General features: G+C 67.4%; 12 protein-coding genes and 1 tRNA gene. 6 read left to right on the forward strand and 7 right to left on the reverse strand.

The genetic code is table 11. From position 1 onward, the window contains the following. Window positions 1–93: 93 nt before the first annotated feature. Window positions 94–558 (reverse strand): rhodanese-like domain-containing protein, encoded by a 465-nt coding sequence (locus tag C5F75_RS07205; RefSeq protein WP_104012023.1) that lies wholly within the window; start codon window positions 556–558, stop codon window positions 94–96. Between the two features lie 404 nt (window positions 559–962). On the opposite strand from C5F75_RS07205, the gene glnA reads away from it, so the two are divergent. From glnA to C5F75_RS07225, 4 genes are all read left to right on the forward strand, one after another. Beyond that, window positions 963–2378 carry a type I glutamate--ammonia ligase gene (gene glnA / locus C5F75_RS07210; protein WP_059583292.1) on the forward strand — a complete coding sequence of 472 codons (1416 nt, stop codon included), beginning with the start codon at window positions 963–965 and terminating at the stop codon, window positions 2376–2378. 161 nt (window positions 2379–2539) lie between these two features. Next, window positions 2540–3682, forward strand: coding sequence for a nitrogen regulation protein NR(II) (glnL, locus tag C5F75_RS07215; RefSeq protein WP_059583294.1), 1143 nt, complete (start codon window positions 2540–2542; stop codon window positions 3680–3682). 36 nt (window positions 3683–3718) lie between these two features. Then, window positions 3719–5245, forward strand: a complete 1527-nt coding sequence (ntrC, locus tag C5F75_RS07220) for a nitrogen regulation protein NR(I) (protein ID WP_059583296.1) — start codon at window positions 3719–3721, stop codon at window positions 5243–5245. Between the two features lie 88 nt (window positions 5246–5333). Then, window positions 5334–7442 (forward strand): prolyl oligopeptidase family serine peptidase, encoded by a 2109-nt coding sequence (locus C5F75_RS07225; protein ID WP_059583297.1) that lies wholly within the window; start codon window positions 5334–5336, stop codon window positions 7440–7442. Window positions 7443–7464: 22 nt separating this feature from the next. Here C5F75_RS07225 and xth read toward each other — a convergent pair whose 3' ends face one another. Further along, on the reverse strand, window positions 7465–8241 hold the full coding sequence (gene xth, locus C5F75_RS07230; RefSeq protein WP_059583299.1) for an exodeoxyribonuclease III: 777 nt from the start codon (window positions 8239–8241) through the stop codon (window positions 7465–7467). A gap of 183 nt (window positions 8242–8424) precedes the next feature. On the opposite strand from xth, the gene C5F75_RS07235 reads away from it, so the two are divergent. Further along, window positions 8425–8501, forward strand: a tRNA-Met gene (locus C5F75_RS07235). Between the two features lie 246 nt (window positions 8502–8747). Here the strand turns inward: C5F75_RS07235 and C5F75_RS07240 are convergent. After that, window positions 8748–9440: an aspartate/glutamate racemase family protein gene (locus tag C5F75_RS07240; protein WP_059583301.1), complete on the reverse strand. Its 693-nt coding sequence runs from the start codon at window positions 9438–9440 to the stop codon at window positions 8748–8750. Between the two features lie 217 nt (window positions 9441–9657). On the opposite strand from C5F75_RS07240, the gene dinB reads away from it, so the two are divergent. Next, a complete protein-coding gene (dinB, locus tag C5F75_RS07245; RefSeq protein ID WP_059583303.1) occupies window positions 9658–10830 on the forward strand; it encodes a DNA polymerase IV in 1173 nt (390 codons plus the stop codon). Window positions 10831–10888: 58 nt separating this feature from the next. On the opposite strand, the gene C5F75_RS07250 is transcribed toward dinB, so the two are convergent. From C5F75_RS07250 to fixL, 4 genes are all read right to left on the reverse strand, one after another. Continuing rightward, window positions 10889–12976: a M3 family metallopeptidase gene (locus tag C5F75_RS07250; RefSeq protein WP_059583305.1), complete on the reverse strand. Its 2088-nt coding sequence runs from the start codon at window positions 12974–12976 to the stop codon at window positions 10889–10891. A 292-nt stretch (window positions 12977–13268) separates the two neighbouring features. Next, window positions 13269–14129: a bifunctional methylenetetrahydrofolate dehydrogenase/methenyltetrahydrofolate cyclohydrolase FolD gene (gene folD, locus C5F75_RS07255; protein WP_059583307.1), complete on the reverse strand. Its 861-nt coding sequence runs from the start codon at window positions 14127–14129 to the stop codon at window positions 13269–13271. Between the two features lie 243 nt (window positions 14130–14372). Further along, complete coding sequence (fixJ, locus tag C5F75_RS07260) at window positions 14373–15011, reverse strand: oxygen response regulator transcription factor FixJ (protein ID WP_006493245.1); 639 nt, start codon at window positions 15009–15011, stop codon at window positions 14373–14375. Then, the gene (fixL, locus tag C5F75_RS07265; protein WP_059583309.1) at window positions 15008–17524 is read right to left on the reverse strand and encodes an oxygen sensor histidine kinase FixL; all 2517 of its coding nucleotides are present in this window, start codon (window positions 17522–17524) and stop codon (window positions 15008–15010) included. The genes fixJ and fixL overlap by 4 nt, the downstream gene beginning before the upstream one ends. Window positions 17525–17691: the final 167 nt, after the last annotated feature.

Below are 17691 nucleotides of genomic sequence, written 5' to 3' on the forward strand. Positions count from 1 at the left end.
AAAAACAACGGGCCGCGCAATGCGGCCCGTCATCGGCATGTCATCGCCCGGCTCGACGATGAGGCTGTCGCAACCGGCGGGCGTGGCGCGCCGTCAGGCGCCGATCCACGGCAGTTTGCGGAAGCACCAGCCGTCGACCGTCTTGCGGTGGCCTTCGGCGTCCTTGGCGCCCTCGAAGCCTTCCAGCAGATCGAAGGCCTTCGTGAAACCGGCCTGCGCGGACGCGACCGCGGCGAGCTTCGAGCGCGCGGCGCTGCGGCACAGGAACAGGATGGGCGTATCGGCCGGGAGGGCCGCCTTCAGTTCGTTGACGAATTCGGCGTTCGGCACGCCGCCCGGGTAGCGCGTCCATTCGACGTGCAGGTACTGGCCGTCGCCGACGAGCGGGCGGCCGACCCAGTCGAGCTCGGCGCGCGTGCGCACGTCGACGAGGCGCGCCGACGGGTCGAGCTGCAGCAGTTCGAACGCCTCGACCGGCAGCAGCGCGCCGGCGTAGGTGAGCGCGCCTTGTGCGCGGCGTTCGTCGGCCTTCGCGTAAAGCTGGTCGAGCGTACTCATGGCAGGGTCTCCGTATCGGTCAAACGAGCATTCTAGCGCGGCGGCGTCGCGCGGATGCCGGCGTGAGCGGTGGTGCAGGCACGGACCACGCGTTCACCAAAAAAGTGCAAAATGGCGCGAATGCACCAGGATGATTCGGCTGCGCCGCCGTATCCGCACGAGCGCACCATTTCGGTGTGCCCCCGCCAGCGCCAGTACGGCGGAGAGCCCTGCAATTGCGCAGGCGAGCCCCGCCAGGGCGCGGGCTGGCGTGATCCGCGTCGGTTTTGCGATGGTTGGCACGGAAGCTGCTATATAGAATTCGGTCGAATCGGGGCGCGCTGCGCCAAAGCAAGACCCCGGTCAGCTCGATAAACGAGGCGGTTTCCCAGTCCGCCGGAATTGTTCAATCAGGAGAAGAGGTTATGAGTAAAACCGTCGCCGACGTCATGCAGCTCGTGAAGGACGAGGACGTCAAGTTTGTCGATTTCCGCTTCACGGATACGCGCGGCAAGGAGCAGCACGTGTCGGTGCCGGTTTCGGCGTTTGACGAAGACAAGTTCGAAAGCGGGCATGCATTCGACGGTTCGTCGATCGCGGGCTGGAAGGGCATCGAGGCGTCGGACATGCTGCTCATGCCGGACCCGAACGCAGCGTTCGTCGACCCGTTCTACGAAGAGTCGACCCTCGTGCTGACCTGCGACGTGGTCGAGCCGGCCGACGGCAAGGGCTACGAGCGCGATCCGCGTTCGCTCGCGAAGCGCGGTGAAGCGTACCTGAAGAGCACGGGCATCGGCGACACGGCCTACTTCGGTCCGGAACCGGAATTCTTCATTTTCGACTCGGTCCAGTGGAACACGGACATGTCGGGCTGCTTCGTGAAGATCAACTCGGAAGAAGCGCCGTGGTCGGCAGGCAAGGAATTCGAAGGCGGCAACACGGGCCACCGCCCGGGCACGAAGGGCGGCTACTTCCCGGTCGCGCCGGTCGACACGTTCCAGGACATGCGTTCGGAAATGTGCCTGCTGCTCGAACAGCTCGGCATCCCGGTCGAAGTGCACCACCACGAAGTGGCGGGCCAGGGCCAGAACGAAATCGGCACGAAGTTCTCGACGCTGGTTCAGCGCGCCGACTGGACGCAATGGTCGAAGTACATCATCCATAACGTCGCGCACTCGTACGGCAAGACGGCGACGTTCATGCCGAAGCCGGTCGTCGGCGACAACGGTTCGGGCATGCACGTTCACCAGTCGATCTGGAAGGACGGCCAGAACCTGTTCGCGGGCAACGGCTATGCCGGCCTGTCGGAACTGGCGCTGTTCTACATCGGCGGCATCATCAAGCACGCCCGTGCACTGAACGCGATCACGAACCCGACGACGAACTCGTACAAGCGTCTGGTCCCGCACTTCGAGGCACCGGTCAAGCTCGCGTACTCGGCGCGCAACCGTTCGGCATCGATCCGCATTCCGCACGTGTCGAACCCGAAGGGCCGCCGTATCGAAACGCGCTTCCCGGATCCGATGGCGAACCCGTACCTGTGCTTCACGGCGCTGATGATGGCCGGCCTCGACGGGATCCAGAACAAGATCCATCCGGGCGAAGCAGCGGACAAGAACCTGTACGACCTGCCGCCGGAAGAGGATGCCAAGATCCCGACCGTGTGCGCGGGCCTCGACCAGGCACTCGAAGCGCTCGACAAGGATCGCGAGTTCCTGACGCGCGGCGGCGTGTTCACGGACGGCATGATCGACGCGTACCTCGCGCTGAAGGAGCAGGAGCTGGCGAAGTTCCGCATGACGACGCACCCGATCGAGTTCGAGATGTACTACTCGCTCTAATCGGCGATGGCGCTTCGATTCAGCGCCGTCATGCCGGTTCGTTCCCGTCGCGCGGCTTGCGGCGGGAACGGCGGAGTCTGAAAGGGGACGGCGTCCGGCCGTCCCTTTTTTGTTCCGACGATTTTCATTTTCTGGCCCGGTGAGGCGCGACAAGCACGCAGATGGTTCTGAAGAATCTGATCAAGGCGAAAACGGGGCAGCCCGAACGACTGACGGACGACGAGCGGCTCGCGCGCTCGGGTCTGCTGGCGGGGCTCGAAGCGCTGCCGACGGTCGTGATCGTGCTCGACCGCAAGACGCTGCGGGTCGCGTTCGCGAACCCGTCCGCGGAGGCGATGCTCGACATCTCGCGGCGGCAGCTCGCGCAGCGGCCGTGGGGCGAGATTTTCCCGAACGCGAACGAGCTCGCGTCGACGATCACCGCGATCGGCCAGGAACGCTTTCACGCGACGCACCTCGATACCGTGCTCGACCGGCCCGGCCGCGAACCGCTGCATGTGCATGCGATCGTCGGCTTCCTCGAGAACGCGCCCGATTTCGTGCTCGTCGAGCTGTTCGAGAACGAACGGCAGTCGCGCACCGACCGCGAAGAGCGCATCCACGACCTGACCGCGGTCAACAAGCAACTGATCCGCAACCTCGCGCACGAGATCAAGAACCCGCTCGGTGGCATTCGCGGCGCAGCCCAGCTGCTCGAATTCGAACTGGGCGAGCGCGAGCGCGGCGAGTTGCGCGAATACACGCAGGTGATCATCAAGGAGTCCGACCGCCTGCAGACGCTCGTCGACCGGTTGCTGGAGCCGCACCGGCATCCGCATATCGTCGGCGACGTGAACATTCATGAAGTGTGCGAACGCGTGCGCGCGGTGATGCTCGCGGAATTCCCGCGCGGGCTCACGATCGAGCGCGACTACGACGTGAGCGTGCCGGACCTGCGCGGCGACAAGGAGCAGTTGATCCAGGCGCTGCTGAACATCGTGCGCAACGCCGCGCAGGCGCTGCGCGAACGAATCGCGCAGGGCGACGCGAAGATCGAGCTGCGCACGCGCATCGCGCGCAAGGTGACGATCGCCAAGCGCCTGTACCGGCTGGCACTGGACTTGCACGTGATCGACAACGGGCCCGGCATTCCGGAAGAGATCCGCGACCGGATCTTCTATCCGCTCGTGTCCGGGCGCGACGACGGCAGTGGCCTCGGCCTCACGCTCGCCCAGACGTTCGTGCAGCAGCACGACGGGATGATCGAGGTCGAAAGCCGGCCCGGCCGTACCGAATTTCAGATTCTGTTGCCGCTCGACCATTGAGCGGCGACATGCGATTCACCCATACCTGACCGACCTATGAAGCCGATCTGGATAGTAGACGACGACCAATCGATCCGCTGGGTGCTTGAGAAGGCACTCGCCCGGGACAGCTTCGCGACGAAGAGCTTCGCGAACGTGCGCGACGCGCTGGCCGCGCTCGACCACGAGACGCCGCAGGTGCTCGTGTCCGACATCCGGATGCCGGGCGGCTCGGGCCTCGAGTTGCTGCAGGCGATGCACGAGCGCCTGCCGGGCCTGCCCGTCATCATCATGACGGCGTTCTCCGATCTCGACAGCGCCGTCGCGGCGTTCCAGGGCGGCGCGTTCGAATACCTCGCGAAGCCGTTCGACGTCGACAAGGCCGTCGAGCTGATCCGCCGCGCGGTGGAAGAAAGCCTGCGCGGCGGCGCGCCGCAGGACGAGCGCGTGGCCGAGGCGCCCGAGATGCTCGGGCAGGCGCCCGCGATGCAGGACATGTTTCGCGCGATCGGCCGGCTGTCGCATTCGGCCGCGACCGTGCTGATCACCGGCGAGTCGGGCACCGGCAAGGAGCTCGTCGCCCGGGCGCTGCACCGTCACAGCCCGCGCGCGAACGGGCCGTTCATCGCGCTGAACACGGCGGCGATTCCGAAGGATCTGCTCGAATCCGAACTGTTCGGCCACGAGCGCGGCGCGTTCACCGGCGCGCAGACGACGCGGCAGGGCCGCTTCGAGCAGGCCGAGAACGGCACGCTGTTCCTCGACGAAATCGGCGACATGCCGTTCGACCTGCAGACGCGCCTGTTGCGCGTACTGTCGGACGGGCAGTTCTATCGGGTCGGTGGCCACAACCCGCTGCGCGCGAACGTGCGCGTGATCGCCGCGACGCACCAGAATCTCGAGTCGCGCGTGCGGCAGGGGCTGTTCCGCGAGGACCTTTACCACCGGCTCAACGTGATCCGGCTGCGCCTGCCGCCGCTGCGCGAACGCAGCGAGGACATCGCGCTGCTCACGCGCCACTTCCTGCAGAAAAGCGCGCGCGATCTCGGCGTCGAGCCGAAGCGCGTGTCCGACGACGCGCTCGCGTACCTGAGCTCGCTGCCGTTTCCCGGCAACGTGCGGCAGCTCGAGAACCTCGCGAACTGGCTGACCGTGATGGCGCCCGCGCAGACGGTCGAGATCAAGGATCTGCCGCCCGATCTCGTGCCGGCCGGCGCGCCCGCTGCGCCGGCCGCCGCGACGGGCGACGGCACGGAAGCGCTCGGCAGCGGCGGCCATGCTGCGGCCGTGCCTGCCGCGGTCGGTGCCGCGCCGGCGGCGTCCGCGCCCGTCGCGAGCGCGGCGAACGGCGGTGCGCCTGCCGGCTACCCGGTGTGGGAGCACGGGTTGCGCACCGAAGTCGCGCGGCTGTTGCGCGAGAACTCGGCCGACGTGATGGACGAGCTCGCGCGCCGCTTCGAGGCGGCCGTGATCCGCGAGGCGCTCGACTTCACGCGCGGCCGCAAGGTCGAGGCCGCGGAGCGGCTCGGCATCGGCCGCAACACGATCACGCGCAAGATCCAGGAACTCCATCTGGAGCCCTGAGCTCGATTCATGGCATGCGCGGGCCCGCGCATGCCGCGATCGGACATAATCGCGGTTTGCACGCAGTTTGCCATTCCGCCGCTCCTCCATGTCCGATTCCTTCCGCTGGCCCGCCGGGGCCGACCCGTTCCGTTTCCTCGAAGCGCTCGACAGCAAGCGCGCCCGCACGTGGGTCGACGAGCAGAATGCGCGCACGCGCGCCGCGCTGCGCGACGACGATGCCTATCGCGCGCTGACCGCGCGTCTCGCGAAAGCGTATCTGCCGCGCGAACGCCCGGTGATTCCGACCCGCTGGCGCGACTGGGCGTACGACCTGTGGCAGGACGATCTCCACCCGAAGGGGCTGTGGCGCCGCACGCGCTGGGACGACTGGCGTGCCGGCCGTCCCGACTGGGAAACGCTGCTCGATATCGACGCCCTCGGCGCCGAAGAGGGCGAGTCGTGGGTGTTCGAGCAGGAGGCGATCCTGTATCCGGACGGCGATCGCGCGCTGCTGTCGCTGTCGCCGGGCGGCGCCGACGCGGTCGTCGTGCGCGAATTCGATCTCGTCGAGCGCCGGTTCGTCGATGGCGGCTTCACGATCGACGAACCGGGCCATCACACGGTCGGCTGGATCGATCGCGACACCGTTTACGTGAGCTGGGATCGCGGCGAAGCGCATGCGACCGCGGCCGGTTATCCGTATGAAGCGCGGCGCTGGGTGCGCGGTACGGCGCTCGCCGACGCGCCGGTCGTGTTCAAGGGCGAGCCGGACGACATCAGCGCGGGTGCGTGGTTCGATCCGATCGACGGCCGCCACGTCGCGTGGCGCAGCGTCGATTTCTTCGATGCACACGCGTACCGGCTGACCGACGCGGGCGAATGGGCGCGCTACGACGTGCCGACGCACGTCGAGGTCGGGTTCTGGGAAGGCTGGCTCGTGCTGGAGCCGCGCCTCGACTGGGATTGCGACGGCGCGCGCCACGCGGGCGGCTCGCTGCTCGCGATCCGCGAGCAGGCGTTCCTCGCCGGCGCGCGCGACTTCACGACGCTGTTCGCGCCGCAGCCGACGACGTCCGCCTGTACGTGGACGCACACGCGCACGACGCTGATCGCAAGCTGGCTCGACGACGTGCACAACCGCACGATGCTGTGGCAGCCGCGGCAGCGCGACGACGGGTCGTGGACGTGGGATGCGCGGCCGTTCGAATGGCCGGGCGATGCGCAAATCGACGTCGAGCCCGTCGAAGCGACGCTGAACGACGAGGTGTACGTCGACGTCGATACGTATCTCGATCCGCCCGAATGCTGGCTGGCCGATCTGGCCGACCGCGCGGACGATGCGGGCGCGCGCCGCGTGCTGCTCGACCGGCCGCCGGTGCAGTTCGATGCGGCCGGGCTCGTCGTACGCCGCGCGAGCGCGCGTTCGCGGGACGGCACGGTGGTGCCGTACACGCTGATTGGGCCGCGCGATGCGCTCGACCCGACGGAGGGCATGGCGCGGGTCGCGCGGCCGTGCCTGTTGTCGGGCTACGGCGGCTTCGCGATCCCGAACCTGCCGGGTTACAGCGATGCGTTCGGCATCGGCTGGCTCGAACGCGGCGGCGTGATGGCGTTCGCGCACATCCGCGGCGGCGGCGAATTCGGGCCGCGCTGGCACGTCGACGCGCAGCGCGAACACCGGCAGCGTTCGTTCGACGATTTCATCGCGGTCGCCGAGGATCTGGCCGCGACCGGCGTGACGACCGCCGCGCAGCTCGGAATCGAGGGCGGCAGCAACGGCGGGTTGCTGGTCGCCGCGTGCATGATGCAGCGGCCGGAGCTGTTCGGTGCGGTGCTGTGCCGCGTGCCGCTGCTCGACATGCAGCGCTATCCGAAGCTGCACGCGGGCGCCGCATGGCTCGACGAATACGGCGACCCGGACGATCCGCGCGAGGGCGCGGCTCTGGCCGCGTATTCGCCGTATCACCGCGTGCGCGAAGGTGTCGTGTACCCGCCGTTGTTGCTGACGACGTCGACGCGCGACGACCGCGTGCATCCCGCGCATGCGCGCAAGATGGCCGCGCGCATGCAGGCGCTCGGTCACGAACGGGTGTGGTACTGGGAGAACACCGACGGTGGCCACGGCACTGCGGACGATCTCGAACGTGCGGAAGCCGACGCAGCCGAATTCGGTTTCCTGTGGGCCCATCTCGGGCCGGCGCCCGCGCGGCGCTGATCGCGCGCGGGCGCGTGCGCGATCAGCCGACGATCGCGACGACGGGCGTGTGGTCGGACGGCTGTTCCCACGTGCGCGGCGTGCGATCGACTTCGCACGACGCGCAGGTCGCCGCGAGCGCCGGCGACAGCAGGATGTGGTCGATGCGCAGCCCCGCGTTGCGGCGGAACGCCATCATCCGGTAGTCCCACCACGTGAAGGTTTTTTCCGGCTGTTCGAAGCGGCGGAACGCATCGACGAAGCCGAGTTCGATCAACTGCTTGAAGTGCGCGCGCTCCTGCGGCGACACGAGGTTCTGGCCTTCCCATTTCGCGGGATCGTGCACGTCGCGGTCTTCCGGCGCGATGTTGTAGTCGCCGAGCAGCGCGAGCTTCGGATAGCGTTGCAGCTCGGTGCGCAGCCACGCCTGCAGCGCGTCGAGCCATTGCATCTTGTAGACGAACTTGTCGGAGTCGAGCGCCTGGCCGTTCGGGAAGTACGCGGATACGATGCGCACGCCGTCGACCGTCGCGGCGATCACGCGCTGCTGCGGATCGTCGAAGCCGGGGATGTTGCGCACGACGTCCGATTCGTCGACGGCGAGCGTGTCGCGCACGAGGATCGCGACGCCGTTGTAGGTCTTCTGGCCGGCGAACCAGCTGCGGTAGCCGATCGCCTCGAGATCGGCGCGCGGGAATTTCTCGTCCGGCAGCTTCAGTTCCTGCAGGCACAGTACGTCGGCTCCGCTTTGCGCGAGCCAGTCGAGCACGTGCTGTTTACGGACGTTGAGCGAGTTGACGTTCCAGGTGGCGATTTTCATGAACGGGAGCGTGCGTGCGGCGTGAATGCGAAGGCCGCCATCTTACCGCGAGCATGGGGTGCGAACGCGCGCGTCATGCGATGCGTGCCTGGGGCCGCGCATCGTCGCCCGGGCAGCGGAAGCAGAAACTGTGACAAAGGTATTGACGTGAGTACTTCGTCACCCTATAATTTATTTCTCTGACGCGGGGTGGAGCAGTCTGGCAGCTCGTCGGGCTCATAACCCGAAGGTCACAGGTTCAAATCCTGTCCCCGCAACCAAGCACACCAGACGATGTGCCGCGCAATTGACCGATGCGCACTTCGTCTACGAAAAACCCGGCTCCATGCCGGGTTTTTTGTTTTCCGCGCCCGCCCGTTATTTCGGTGCGCCCGCGTGAAGCGAGTCGCGTGATTCGCGGGCGGGGCGCGCGGCGACGCGCCCGCCGGGAGCGTGAATCCTGCCGCACGGAACAATGCGGCGATGCTCTCGGGCGGCAATTGTCGATCCGCGCCGGCGCGCGTCGTTCAGCGCGCCGCCCACTCGACGGCCGCCTTCGCGTGCAGCGCGGTCGTATCGAAGACCGGCAGCGGCGAGTCGTCCGCGCCGATCAGCAGCGTGATTTCCGTGCAGCCGAGGATCACGGCCTGCGCGCCGCGCTTCGCCAGTGCGTCGATGATCGACACATACGTCGTGCGTGATTCCGCCGAAATGACGCCGTGGCACAGCTCGTCGTAGATGATGCGGTGCACGTCGTCGCGCCCGCGCTCGTCCGGCACGAGCACGTCGAGCCCGAACTTTTCGCGCAGCCGCGCCGCATAGAACGGCAACTCCATCGTGTAGCGCGTGCCGAGCAGCGCGACGCGCTCGACGCCCGCGTCGCGCAGCGCGCTGCCGGTCGGGTCGGCGATGTGCAGGAACGGCAGCGTCACCGCGGCTTCGATCGCGTCGTGCACGCGATGCATCGTATTGGTCGTCAGGACCACGAGATCGGCGCCGGCCGCTTCGAGCTGCCGGGCGGCGTCGGCCATCCGTTCGCCGAGCGCGGCCCAGTCGTGCGTGCGCTGCAGCGCTTCGATTTCGGCGAAGTCGACCGTGACCAGCACGCTCTTCGCGTTGTGATGCCCGCCGTGCAATGCCTTCGAGTGCCGGTTGATCATCCGGTAGTACTCGGCCGACGATTCCCAGCTCATGCCGCCGATCAGTCCGATCGTCTTCATCTGTCACCTTTGCGTTTCGTGTATCGCGGCAGACGAGTATAGGTGCGGCCGCCCGTGCCTGGCCGGTACGATCCGCACAAACCGGGCCGGTACGGCGCAGCCGCTGGCGGAGGGCCGCTGCCGGACGGCCGGTTGAGGCGACGGGCGAGGGGGCCGCTGCCGGACGGCCGGTTCGCGCAGCCGGCCCCGGACGTACGCGGCAGTTGAAACCGGCACTGTGTTTTTGTACAGTATCGGCACCGTGAACCCGACCACCATCCCGCCTGCCGATCCGCACGCACCGTCCGGCGACGCGCCGCCGCGCATGCGCAAGATCATTCATTGCGACTGCGACTGCTTCTACGCGTCGGTCGAGATGCGCGACGACCCGTCGCTGCGCAACCGGCCGCTCGCGGTCGGCGGCCGCCCCGACCAGCGCGGCGTGATCGCGACCTGCAACTACGAGGCGCGGCGCTACGGCGTGCATTCGGCGATGTCGTCGGCGCTGGCGATGCGCAAGTGTCCGGACCTGCTGATCCTGCCGTCCGCGATGGACAAGTATCGCGCGGCGTCGCGACAGATCATGGCGATCTATCGCGACTACACGCCCGACGTCGAGCCGCTGTCGCTCGACGAGGCGTACCTCGACGTCAGCGGGTCGTCGCGTTGCCAGGGCAGTGCGACGCTGATTGCGCGCGAGATCCGCGAACGGGTGCGCGACACGGTCGGCGTGACCGTGTCGGCGGGCGTCGCGCCGAACAAGTTCATCGCGAAGATCGCGTCCGACTGGAACAAGCCCGACGGGCTGTTCGTCGTGCGGCCGCACGAGATCGACGCGTTCGTCGCGGCGCTGCCGGTGCGCAAGCTGCACGGCGTCGGCAAGGTGACGGCCGCGCGGCTCGACCGGCTTGGCATCCAGACCTGCGCGCAATTGCGCGACTGGCCGCTGATCGACCTGCACCGCGAATTCGGCGCGTTCGGGCGGCGCCTGTACGAACTGTCGCGCGGGATCGACGAACGGCCCGTGCAGGCCGACCAGGAGCGCAAGTCGGTCAGTGTCGAGACGACCTACGTGACCGACCTGACGACGCTCGAGCAATGCGCGGACGAAATCCGCCGCCTCGTCGTGCAGCTCGACGCGCGGATCGAGCGCGCGGGCGCCGCGCGATCGATTCGCAAGCTGTACGTGAAGATCCGCTTCGCCGATTTCCAGCGCACGACGGTCGAGTGCGTGGCCGACGCGACGAATGCCGAGACGGCCGTCACGCTGCTCGCGAAGGGGTTGTTGCGGCGCGCGCAGCCGGTGCGGCTGCTCGGCGTCGGCGTGCGCATCGACGAGGACACGGCCGAGCGCCACGGGCAATTCCTGCTGTTCGACGACGAAGTGGGCGACGACACGCCCGCGCCATGAAAAAAGGCACCGCCGAAGCGGTGCCTGTCGATGCAGCCGGACGAAGCGGGCAGCGCGCTCAGTGCGCGGACGCCGCCATCCCGTTGTGGCGCAGCAGCGCGTCGATCTGCGGCTCGCGGCCGCGGAACGCCTTGAACGATTCCATCGCGGGGCGGCTGCCGCCGACCTCGAGGATTTCGCGGCGATAGCGGGTGCCGGTTGCCGCATCGAGCACGCTGCCGCTGGCGGCGGCGGCTTCCTCGAACGCCGCGTACGCATCGGCCGACAGCACCTCGGCCCACTTGTAGCTGTAGTAGCCGGCCGCATAGCCGCCCGCGAAGATATGGCTGAACGTGTTCGGCCAGCGCGAGAACGCCGCCTGCGGGATCACGTGATAGCGCTCGTTGATCTCGCGCGCGAACGCGGTCACGCCGGTGGCGCCGGCCGGGTCGAAATCGACGTGCAGCAGCATGTCGAACATCGAGAACACGATCTGGCGCAGCGTGCCGAGCCCGCTCTGGAAGTTCTTCGCGGCGATCATCTTGTCGAACAGCTCGCGCGGCAGCGCGGCGCCCGTATCGACGTGCGACGACATCGACGACAGCACGTCCCATTCCCAGCAGAAGTTTTCCATGAACTGCGACGGCAGTTCGACCGCATCCCATTCGACGCCGTTGATGCCCGACACGCCGAGCTCGTCGACGCGCGTGAGCATGTGGTGCAGCCCGTGGCCGAATTCATGGAACAGCGTGATGACTTCGTCGTGCGTGAAGCACGCGGGCTTGCCGCCGACCGGCGCGGAGAAGTTGCAGGTCAGGTACGCGACGGGCGTCTGCACGTCGCTGCCGCGCTTCGCGCGCGAGCGCGCGTCGTCCATCCACGCGCCGCCGCGCTTGCCTTCGCGGGCGTACAGGTCGAGATAGAACTGCGCGACGAGCGAGCCGTCGCGGTTCTCGACGCGGAAGAAGCGCACGTCCTTGTGCCACACCGGCGCGTCGTCCGGCTTGATCTTGACGCCGAACAGCGTTTCGGTGACGGTGAACAGGCCCTTCAGCGCGGCCGGTTCCGGGAAGTACTGCTTGACCTCGTTTTCCGAGAACGCATAGCGTTGCTGGCGGAGCTTTTCGGCCGCGTACGCGACGTCCCACGGTGCGAGTTCGGCGAGGCCGAGCTCCTTCGCGGCGAACGTGCGCAGCTCGTCCCAGTCCTTCTCCGCGTGCGGGCGGGCGCGCGTCGCGAGATCCTCGAGGAACGCGATCACCTGCTGCGGCGATTCGGCCATCTTCGGCGCGAGCGACACTTCGGCGAAGTTGCGGTAGCCGAGCATCTGCGCCTCTTCGCGGCGCAGCTTGAGCGCGTCGGCGACGATCGCCGTGTTGTCCCATTCGGCCTTGCCGTCGCCGTATTGCGGCCCGAGTTCCGACGCGCGCGTCGCATAAGCGCGATAGAGCGTCTCGCGCAGCGCGCGGTTGTTCGCGTACTGCAGCACCGGGAAATACGACGGGAAATGCAGCGTGAATTTCCAGCCTTCCTTGCCGTCCTTCTGCGCGGCCTCGCGGGCGGCCTCGATCGCATCGCCGGGCAGGCCGGCCAGTTCGGCTTCGTCCTTCGCGAAGTACGCGTACGCGTTGGTCGCGTCGAGCACGTGATCGGAGAACGCCTTCGACAGCGCGGCCTGTTGTTCCTGCAGCTCCGCGAAGCGCGGCTTCTGCTCCTCGGGCAGCTCGGCGCCCGACAGGCGGAAGTCGCGCAGCGCGTTGTCGAGAATCTTCTTGCGCTCGGCGGACAGCGTCGCGTATTCGGCGCTCGCGGCGATCGCCTTGTACTTTTCGTACAGCGCGAGATTCTGGCCGACGCTCGACCAGAACTCGGTCACGCGCGGCAGGTTTTCGCCGTAGGCAGCGCGCAGTTCGGGCGTGTCGGCGACCGCGTTCAGGTGGCCGACGATGCCCCATGCGCGGCCGAGCGGCTCCGTGGCCTGCTCGACCGTCTCGACGACGGCGGCCCAGGTCGCCGGCGTCTCGCTGGCGCTCGCGGCTTCGACTGCGCGGTTGGCGGCATCGAGCAGCGTATCGAGCGCGGGCGTCACGTGTTCCGGGCGAATCTCGCCGAAACGGGGCAGGCCGGAGAAGTCGAGGAGCGGATTGGTATGGGCGCTGGCGGACATAAGACTCCCTGTCTGTTGCCGGATGACCGGGATGAAAAGGGTAACGGCGGCTGGGCGCGAGCGCGCCCGGTACCGACATTATTGGGGCGCATCGTGCGCTTTCCAATCGTTAGTTTCTAATGACGCGATTGACGCAGGGTCGGATGCGCAGCGACGGGCGTGGCCGGGAACGGCATTCGGCGGCCGGCGGCCCGACGGTAGGCCGCCGCGGGCCGGGGCGGCGCAGCCGGGGCGAGCGCGGCTGGCGGGACACCGGCGCGCGCAAGCGCGCGCCGGCTGAGCGGGTAGTGCGTCAGGCCGCGGCGGCAGCCGCGCGTTCGGCGGATTCGATCGTGTTGATCAGCAGCATCGTGATGGTCATCGGGCCGACGCCGCCCGGCACCGGCGTAATGTAGCCGGCGACTTCCTTCACGCCCGCGAAATCGACGTCGCCGCACAGCTTGCCTGCGTCGTCACGGTTCATGCCGACGTCGATCACCGTCGCGCCCGGCTTCACCATGTCGGCGGTCAGGATGTTGCGCTTGCCGACCGCGGCGACCACGACGTCGGCCTGGCGCGTATGCGCGGCGAGGTCGCGCGTCTTGCTGTGGCAGATCGTCACGGTCGCGCCGGCGTCGAGCAGCATCATCGCCATCGGCTTGCCGACGATGTTCGAGCGGCCGATCACGACCGCGTTCGCGCCTTGCAGCGCGATGCCGTGCGCTTCGAACATCTTCATCACGCCGTACGGCGTGCACGGGCGGAACAGCGGCTTGCCGGTCATCAGCGCGCCCGCGTTCGCGACGTGAAAACCGTCGACGTCCTTTTCCGGCGCGATCGCCTCGATCACCTTGTGGCTGTCGATATGCGCGGGCAGCGGCAGCTGGACGAGGATGCCGTGGATCTTCGGATCGCGGTTCAGCTCGTCGATGCGCGCGAGCAGGTCGGCTTCCGACAGCGTGTCCGGGTAGGCATCCTTCTGCGAGAAGAAGCCGTTGTCCTCGCACGCCTTGATCTTGTTGCGCACATAGACTTCGCTCGCCGGGTTGGCGCCGACGAGGATCACCGCGAGACCGGGCTGGTGGCCGCGTGCGGTCAGCGCGGCGGCGCGTTCGGCGGCCTGGGCGCGCAGGGTCTTCGAAAGGGCGTTGCCGTCGATGAGGAGGGCTGTCATGGTGGTGGGTTCTGCCGGGAAGTTGGGATGCGGGCGTACGGCGCCCGAAAGCGCCGTAGCAAAGCACGTAATTATACCGTTCGCCTGCTGCCGTCCGACAGCGAATCAACGGGAAGCGTCATGGCCGCGGCGCGCGCGCGCCGGGAAAAACGGCGCGCCGCCGCGCGAGTGGGCCGCATCGCGCGGGGCGGCAAGCGCCGGTTGCGGGCCGGGCGGCGCTGCCGCCGAGGCCCGGGAACACGCTCAGGCCTGTTTCTTCGACAGCGCGAGGCGCAGCAGGTCGGCCACCGTGTTGACGTTGAGCTTTTCCATGATGTTCGCGCGGTGCGCCTCGACCGTCTTGATGCTGATGCCGAGATCGTCGGCGATCTGCTTGTTCAGGCGGCCCGCGATGATCCGCTCGAGCACCTGCTGCTCGCGCGCGGTCAGCTTCGACAGGCGTTCGCTCGCGGCACGCTGCTCCTGCACGCTCTTGCTTTCGCTTCGGGCCTTGTCGAGCATCCGCTCGACGAGCTTGCGCAGCTCGGCTTCGTCGAACGGTTTCTCGATAAAGTCCATCGCACCCTTTTTCATCGTCGACACGGCCATCGGCACGTCGCCGTGACCGGTGACGAAGATGATCGGCAGCGCGGCGTTGTCGGCGATCAGGCGTTCCTGCAGCTCGAGGCCGCTCATGCCCGACATCCGCACGTCGAGAATCAGGCACGCGATCTGGCCTGCCTGCTGCGCCGGCTGGTACGCATCGAGGAACTGCTCGGCGCTCGAGAAGCATTGCACGCGATAGCCGTTCGCCTCCAGCAGCCAGCGCAGCGAGTCCCGTACGGCCTCGTCGTCGTCGACGACAAAGACGGTTTCCTGAGTGGTGGTGACAGGGCTATTCATAGTTCTCCCGTAACGGTATGTGATGCCGATGCCTCGCGCCCCCCTTGGCCGAGATCAGCGGGTTCCCCAATGGGCAGGCTGCAGTGGAACGTCGCGCCGGAAATGCGGCCATCCGGCTCGACGTTGTTGACCACCCACAGACGCCCCCGATGCGATTCGATGATCGAACGGCAGATGTTCAGCCCCATGCCCATGCCGTCGGACTTGGTGCTGTAAAACGGTTCGAACAGGCGCTCGGCGGTCGCTTCGTCGACGCCCGGGCCCTGGTCGATCACACGGATGTCGACGAAGCCCGCATCGATGTCGGCGACGACGCGGATCACGCCGTCCACCGACGCCGGCTTCACGTCGGCCATCGCCTCGGCTGCGTTCTTCATCAGGTTCACCAGCACCTGCTCGATCAGCACGGGGTCGACATAAATAATAGGCATTCTTGCGAGGATTTCCGTGACGATCCGGATCCTGCGCTTTCTGGCCTCGATTTCGGCGAGCCCGACCGCGTCGGCGACGATGTCCGCGACCCGCGCCGGCTGGCGCTTCGGCTCGCTGCGCTTCACGAATTCGCGGATCCGCTTGACGATCATCCCCGCGCGCAGCGCCTGCTGCGCGGTCTTTTCCAGCGCGGGCTGCAGCGTCTCGGGCGTGCCGCGGCCGCTCTTCACGAGCGCGAGCGTGCCCGAGCAGTAGTTGTTGATCGCGGCGAGCGGCTGATTCAATTCGTGAGCAATCGACGACGCCATTTCACCCATCGTCATCAATCGGCTCGTGAACTGCAGCTTTTCTTCCTGCTGGTGCGCGAGCTCCTGCGCCTTCTTGCGGGTCGTGATGTCGGTCGCGATCTGCATCTGCGCGAGGTGGCCGTCCACCCACTGGATGTACTGGCGGCGCACCTCGAACCACTTCTGGATGCTCTCGACGTACACCTCCTGCGCGTCGGCGGTGCTGCTCGTCAGCGCGGCGGCCGGCAGGCCCGCGAACGCGTCGACCATGTCGATCGAGTCGGACGACGCCTGCGCGCGGTCGAAGCCGCCGCCCGACAGCTCCAGATGGCCGTCCGGGCGAATGCCGAACAGGTGGCGGTAGTAGCGGTTCGCGAACAGCAGCTCGGCTTCGTCGGCGGCGAGCACCGACACCGCGGCGTCGAGGCTTTCGAGCACCGTCGTGAAGCGCTCGTGCGCGGCGGCGAGTTCCTCCCGCGCGCGCTTCGGCTCGGTGATGTCGGTCATCGACGACATCCAGCCGGTCTGGCGGCCCGAGCTGTCGATCAGCGGCGATACGTACAGGCGCGCATGGAACAGCGTGCCGTTCTTGCGCCGCACGCGCAGCTCGAAGCCCGAGCTCGGCGCCTTGCCGCGCAGCGTCATGTCGAGCTGGCGCTGCATTTCCGGGTACGCGTCGCGCGGCCAGTAGGGGAACGGCGCGACCTTGCCGACGAGATCGGTTTCGTCCCAGCCCGTCATCCGGCAGAACGCCGGGTTCACGTGCGTGATGCGGCCGTGCATGTCCAGCACCCGCATGCCGATCAGCACCGAGTTTTCCATCGCGCGGCGGAAGAACGCCTCCGCGTACAGCGCCTGCTGTGCCTCGAAGCGCTGGCGTGTGTGCTTCCACAGGCTCCAGAGGCTCCACAGCACGAAGCACGACAGGCCGGCGACGAGCCACACGAGCGTGTTGTTGGTGAGGTTCGTGAGCTGCGGGAACGCATACACACGCACCGTCAGCCCCTGGCCGGGCGGATCGAGCGGCAGGTCGTAGTGCGAGTCGCGCGGCAGGCGCGGGCGCGTCGACGTGGACGATAGCTCGCGGTTGTTGGAATCGGTGATCGAGATCTTGTACTTCGACGACAATTCCTGCGGGATGTCGTGCTTCAGGATCCCTTCGACCGAGAACACCGCGGCGATCGCGCCGAGATATTCGCGGTCGCCGCGCATCACGGGCGTCTGCAACGTGATGAAGCCGTTGCCGAAGTCGTCGTAGATCAGCGGCGAATAGGCCTGGCGGCGCGTGCTGCGCGCCTCGTCGTACGCGCCGCGCACGGCCTCCTGCATCTGCGCGTCGCCGGGCTTCGCGAGCCGCTGGCCGAGCAGCGGCGGATGCACGGTCGGCCAGCGCTGCACGCCGGGCGCGGTGTACCAGTTCAGGTAGAGGATTTCCGGATGCGTCTGCATGACGTCCGCGACGGCCATCTGGAATGCGTTCTGGTCGAGCCGGCCGGATGCGAGGTCGCGCGACAGCGCCTGCAACTGTTCCTGCGCGCCCGTCATCGACAGGCGGATCTGCTGCTGGGCCCACGCGACGTTGCGAAAGAGGGTGTCTTCCTGCTGCTGCTGTTCGCGCCGGTTGAGGCTCCACAGGATGAGGCTCATCACGACGAGGAACACCAGGATCGACAGCAGCGGCGTCAGCAGATAGGAGTTGGACCACCACGGTCCGTGGTGCCAACGGGACGGCTGCGACTCCGCCGGCGGGCCCGGCGGTCGCGCCGAGCGTGCGAAAAGCCGATCGGTCAACATGGCAGGATTGTAGCGCAGCGCAATACATGGAAAACCGCTACCGGATATGTTGAACGGAAACGGTTTTGTTCCGACGAGACGGGCCGCGGAGCCCCGAAACAAGGGTGCAGCGCAGCAATATTCCGCATGGCGAGAAAAGATCTCACAATTCGAAAATTTTGTTGCGC

The sequence above is a fragment of the Burkholderia anthinoferrum genome (genome assembly GCF_002925705.1).
GTDB lineage: Bacteria > Pseudomonadota > Gammaproteobacteria > Burkholderiales > Burkholderiaceae > Burkholderia > Burkholderia semiarida.

Coding starts and splice junctions, on each gene's coding strand:
- C5F75_RS07205 (WP_104012023.1), bottom strand. CDS start 558: ATGAGTACGCTCGACCAGCTTTACGCGAAGGCCGACGAACGCCGCGCA.
- glnA (WP_059583292.1), top strand. CDS start 963: ATGAGTAAAACCGTCGCCGACGTCATGCAGCTCGTGAAGGACGAGGAC.
- glnL (WP_059583294.1), top strand. CDS start 2,540: ATGGTTCTGAAGAATCTGATCAAGGCGAAAACGGGGCAGCCCGAACGA.
- ntrC (WP_059583296.1), top strand. CDS start 3,719: ATGAAGCCGATCTGGATAGTAGACGACGACCAATCGATCCGCTGGGTG.
- C5F75_RS07225 (WP_059583297.1), top strand. CDS start 5,334: ATGTCCGATTCCTTCCGCTGGCCCGCCGGGGCCGACCCGTTCCGTTTC.
- xth (WP_059583299.1), bottom strand. CDS start 8,241: ATGAAAATCGCCACCTGGAACGTCAACTCGCTCAACGTCCGTAAACAG.
- C5F75_RS07240 (WP_059583301.1), bottom strand. CDS start 9,440: ATGAAGACGATCGGACTGATCGGCGGCATGAGCTGGGAATCGTCGGCC.
- C5F75_RS07250 (WP_059583305.1), bottom strand. CDS start 12,976: ATGTCCGCCAGCGCCCATACCAATCCGCTCCTCGACTTCTCCGGCCTG.
- folD (WP_059583307.1), bottom strand. CDS start 14,129: ATGACAGCCCTCCTCATCGACGGCAACGCCCTTTCGAAGACCCTGCGC.
- fixJ (WP_006493245.1), bottom strand. CDS start 15,011: ATGAATAGCCCTGTCACCACCACTCAGGAAACCGTCTTTGTCGTCGAC.
- fixL (WP_059583309.1), bottom strand. CDS start 17,524: ATGTTGACCGATCGGCTTTTCGCACGCTCGGCGCGACCGCCGGGCCCG.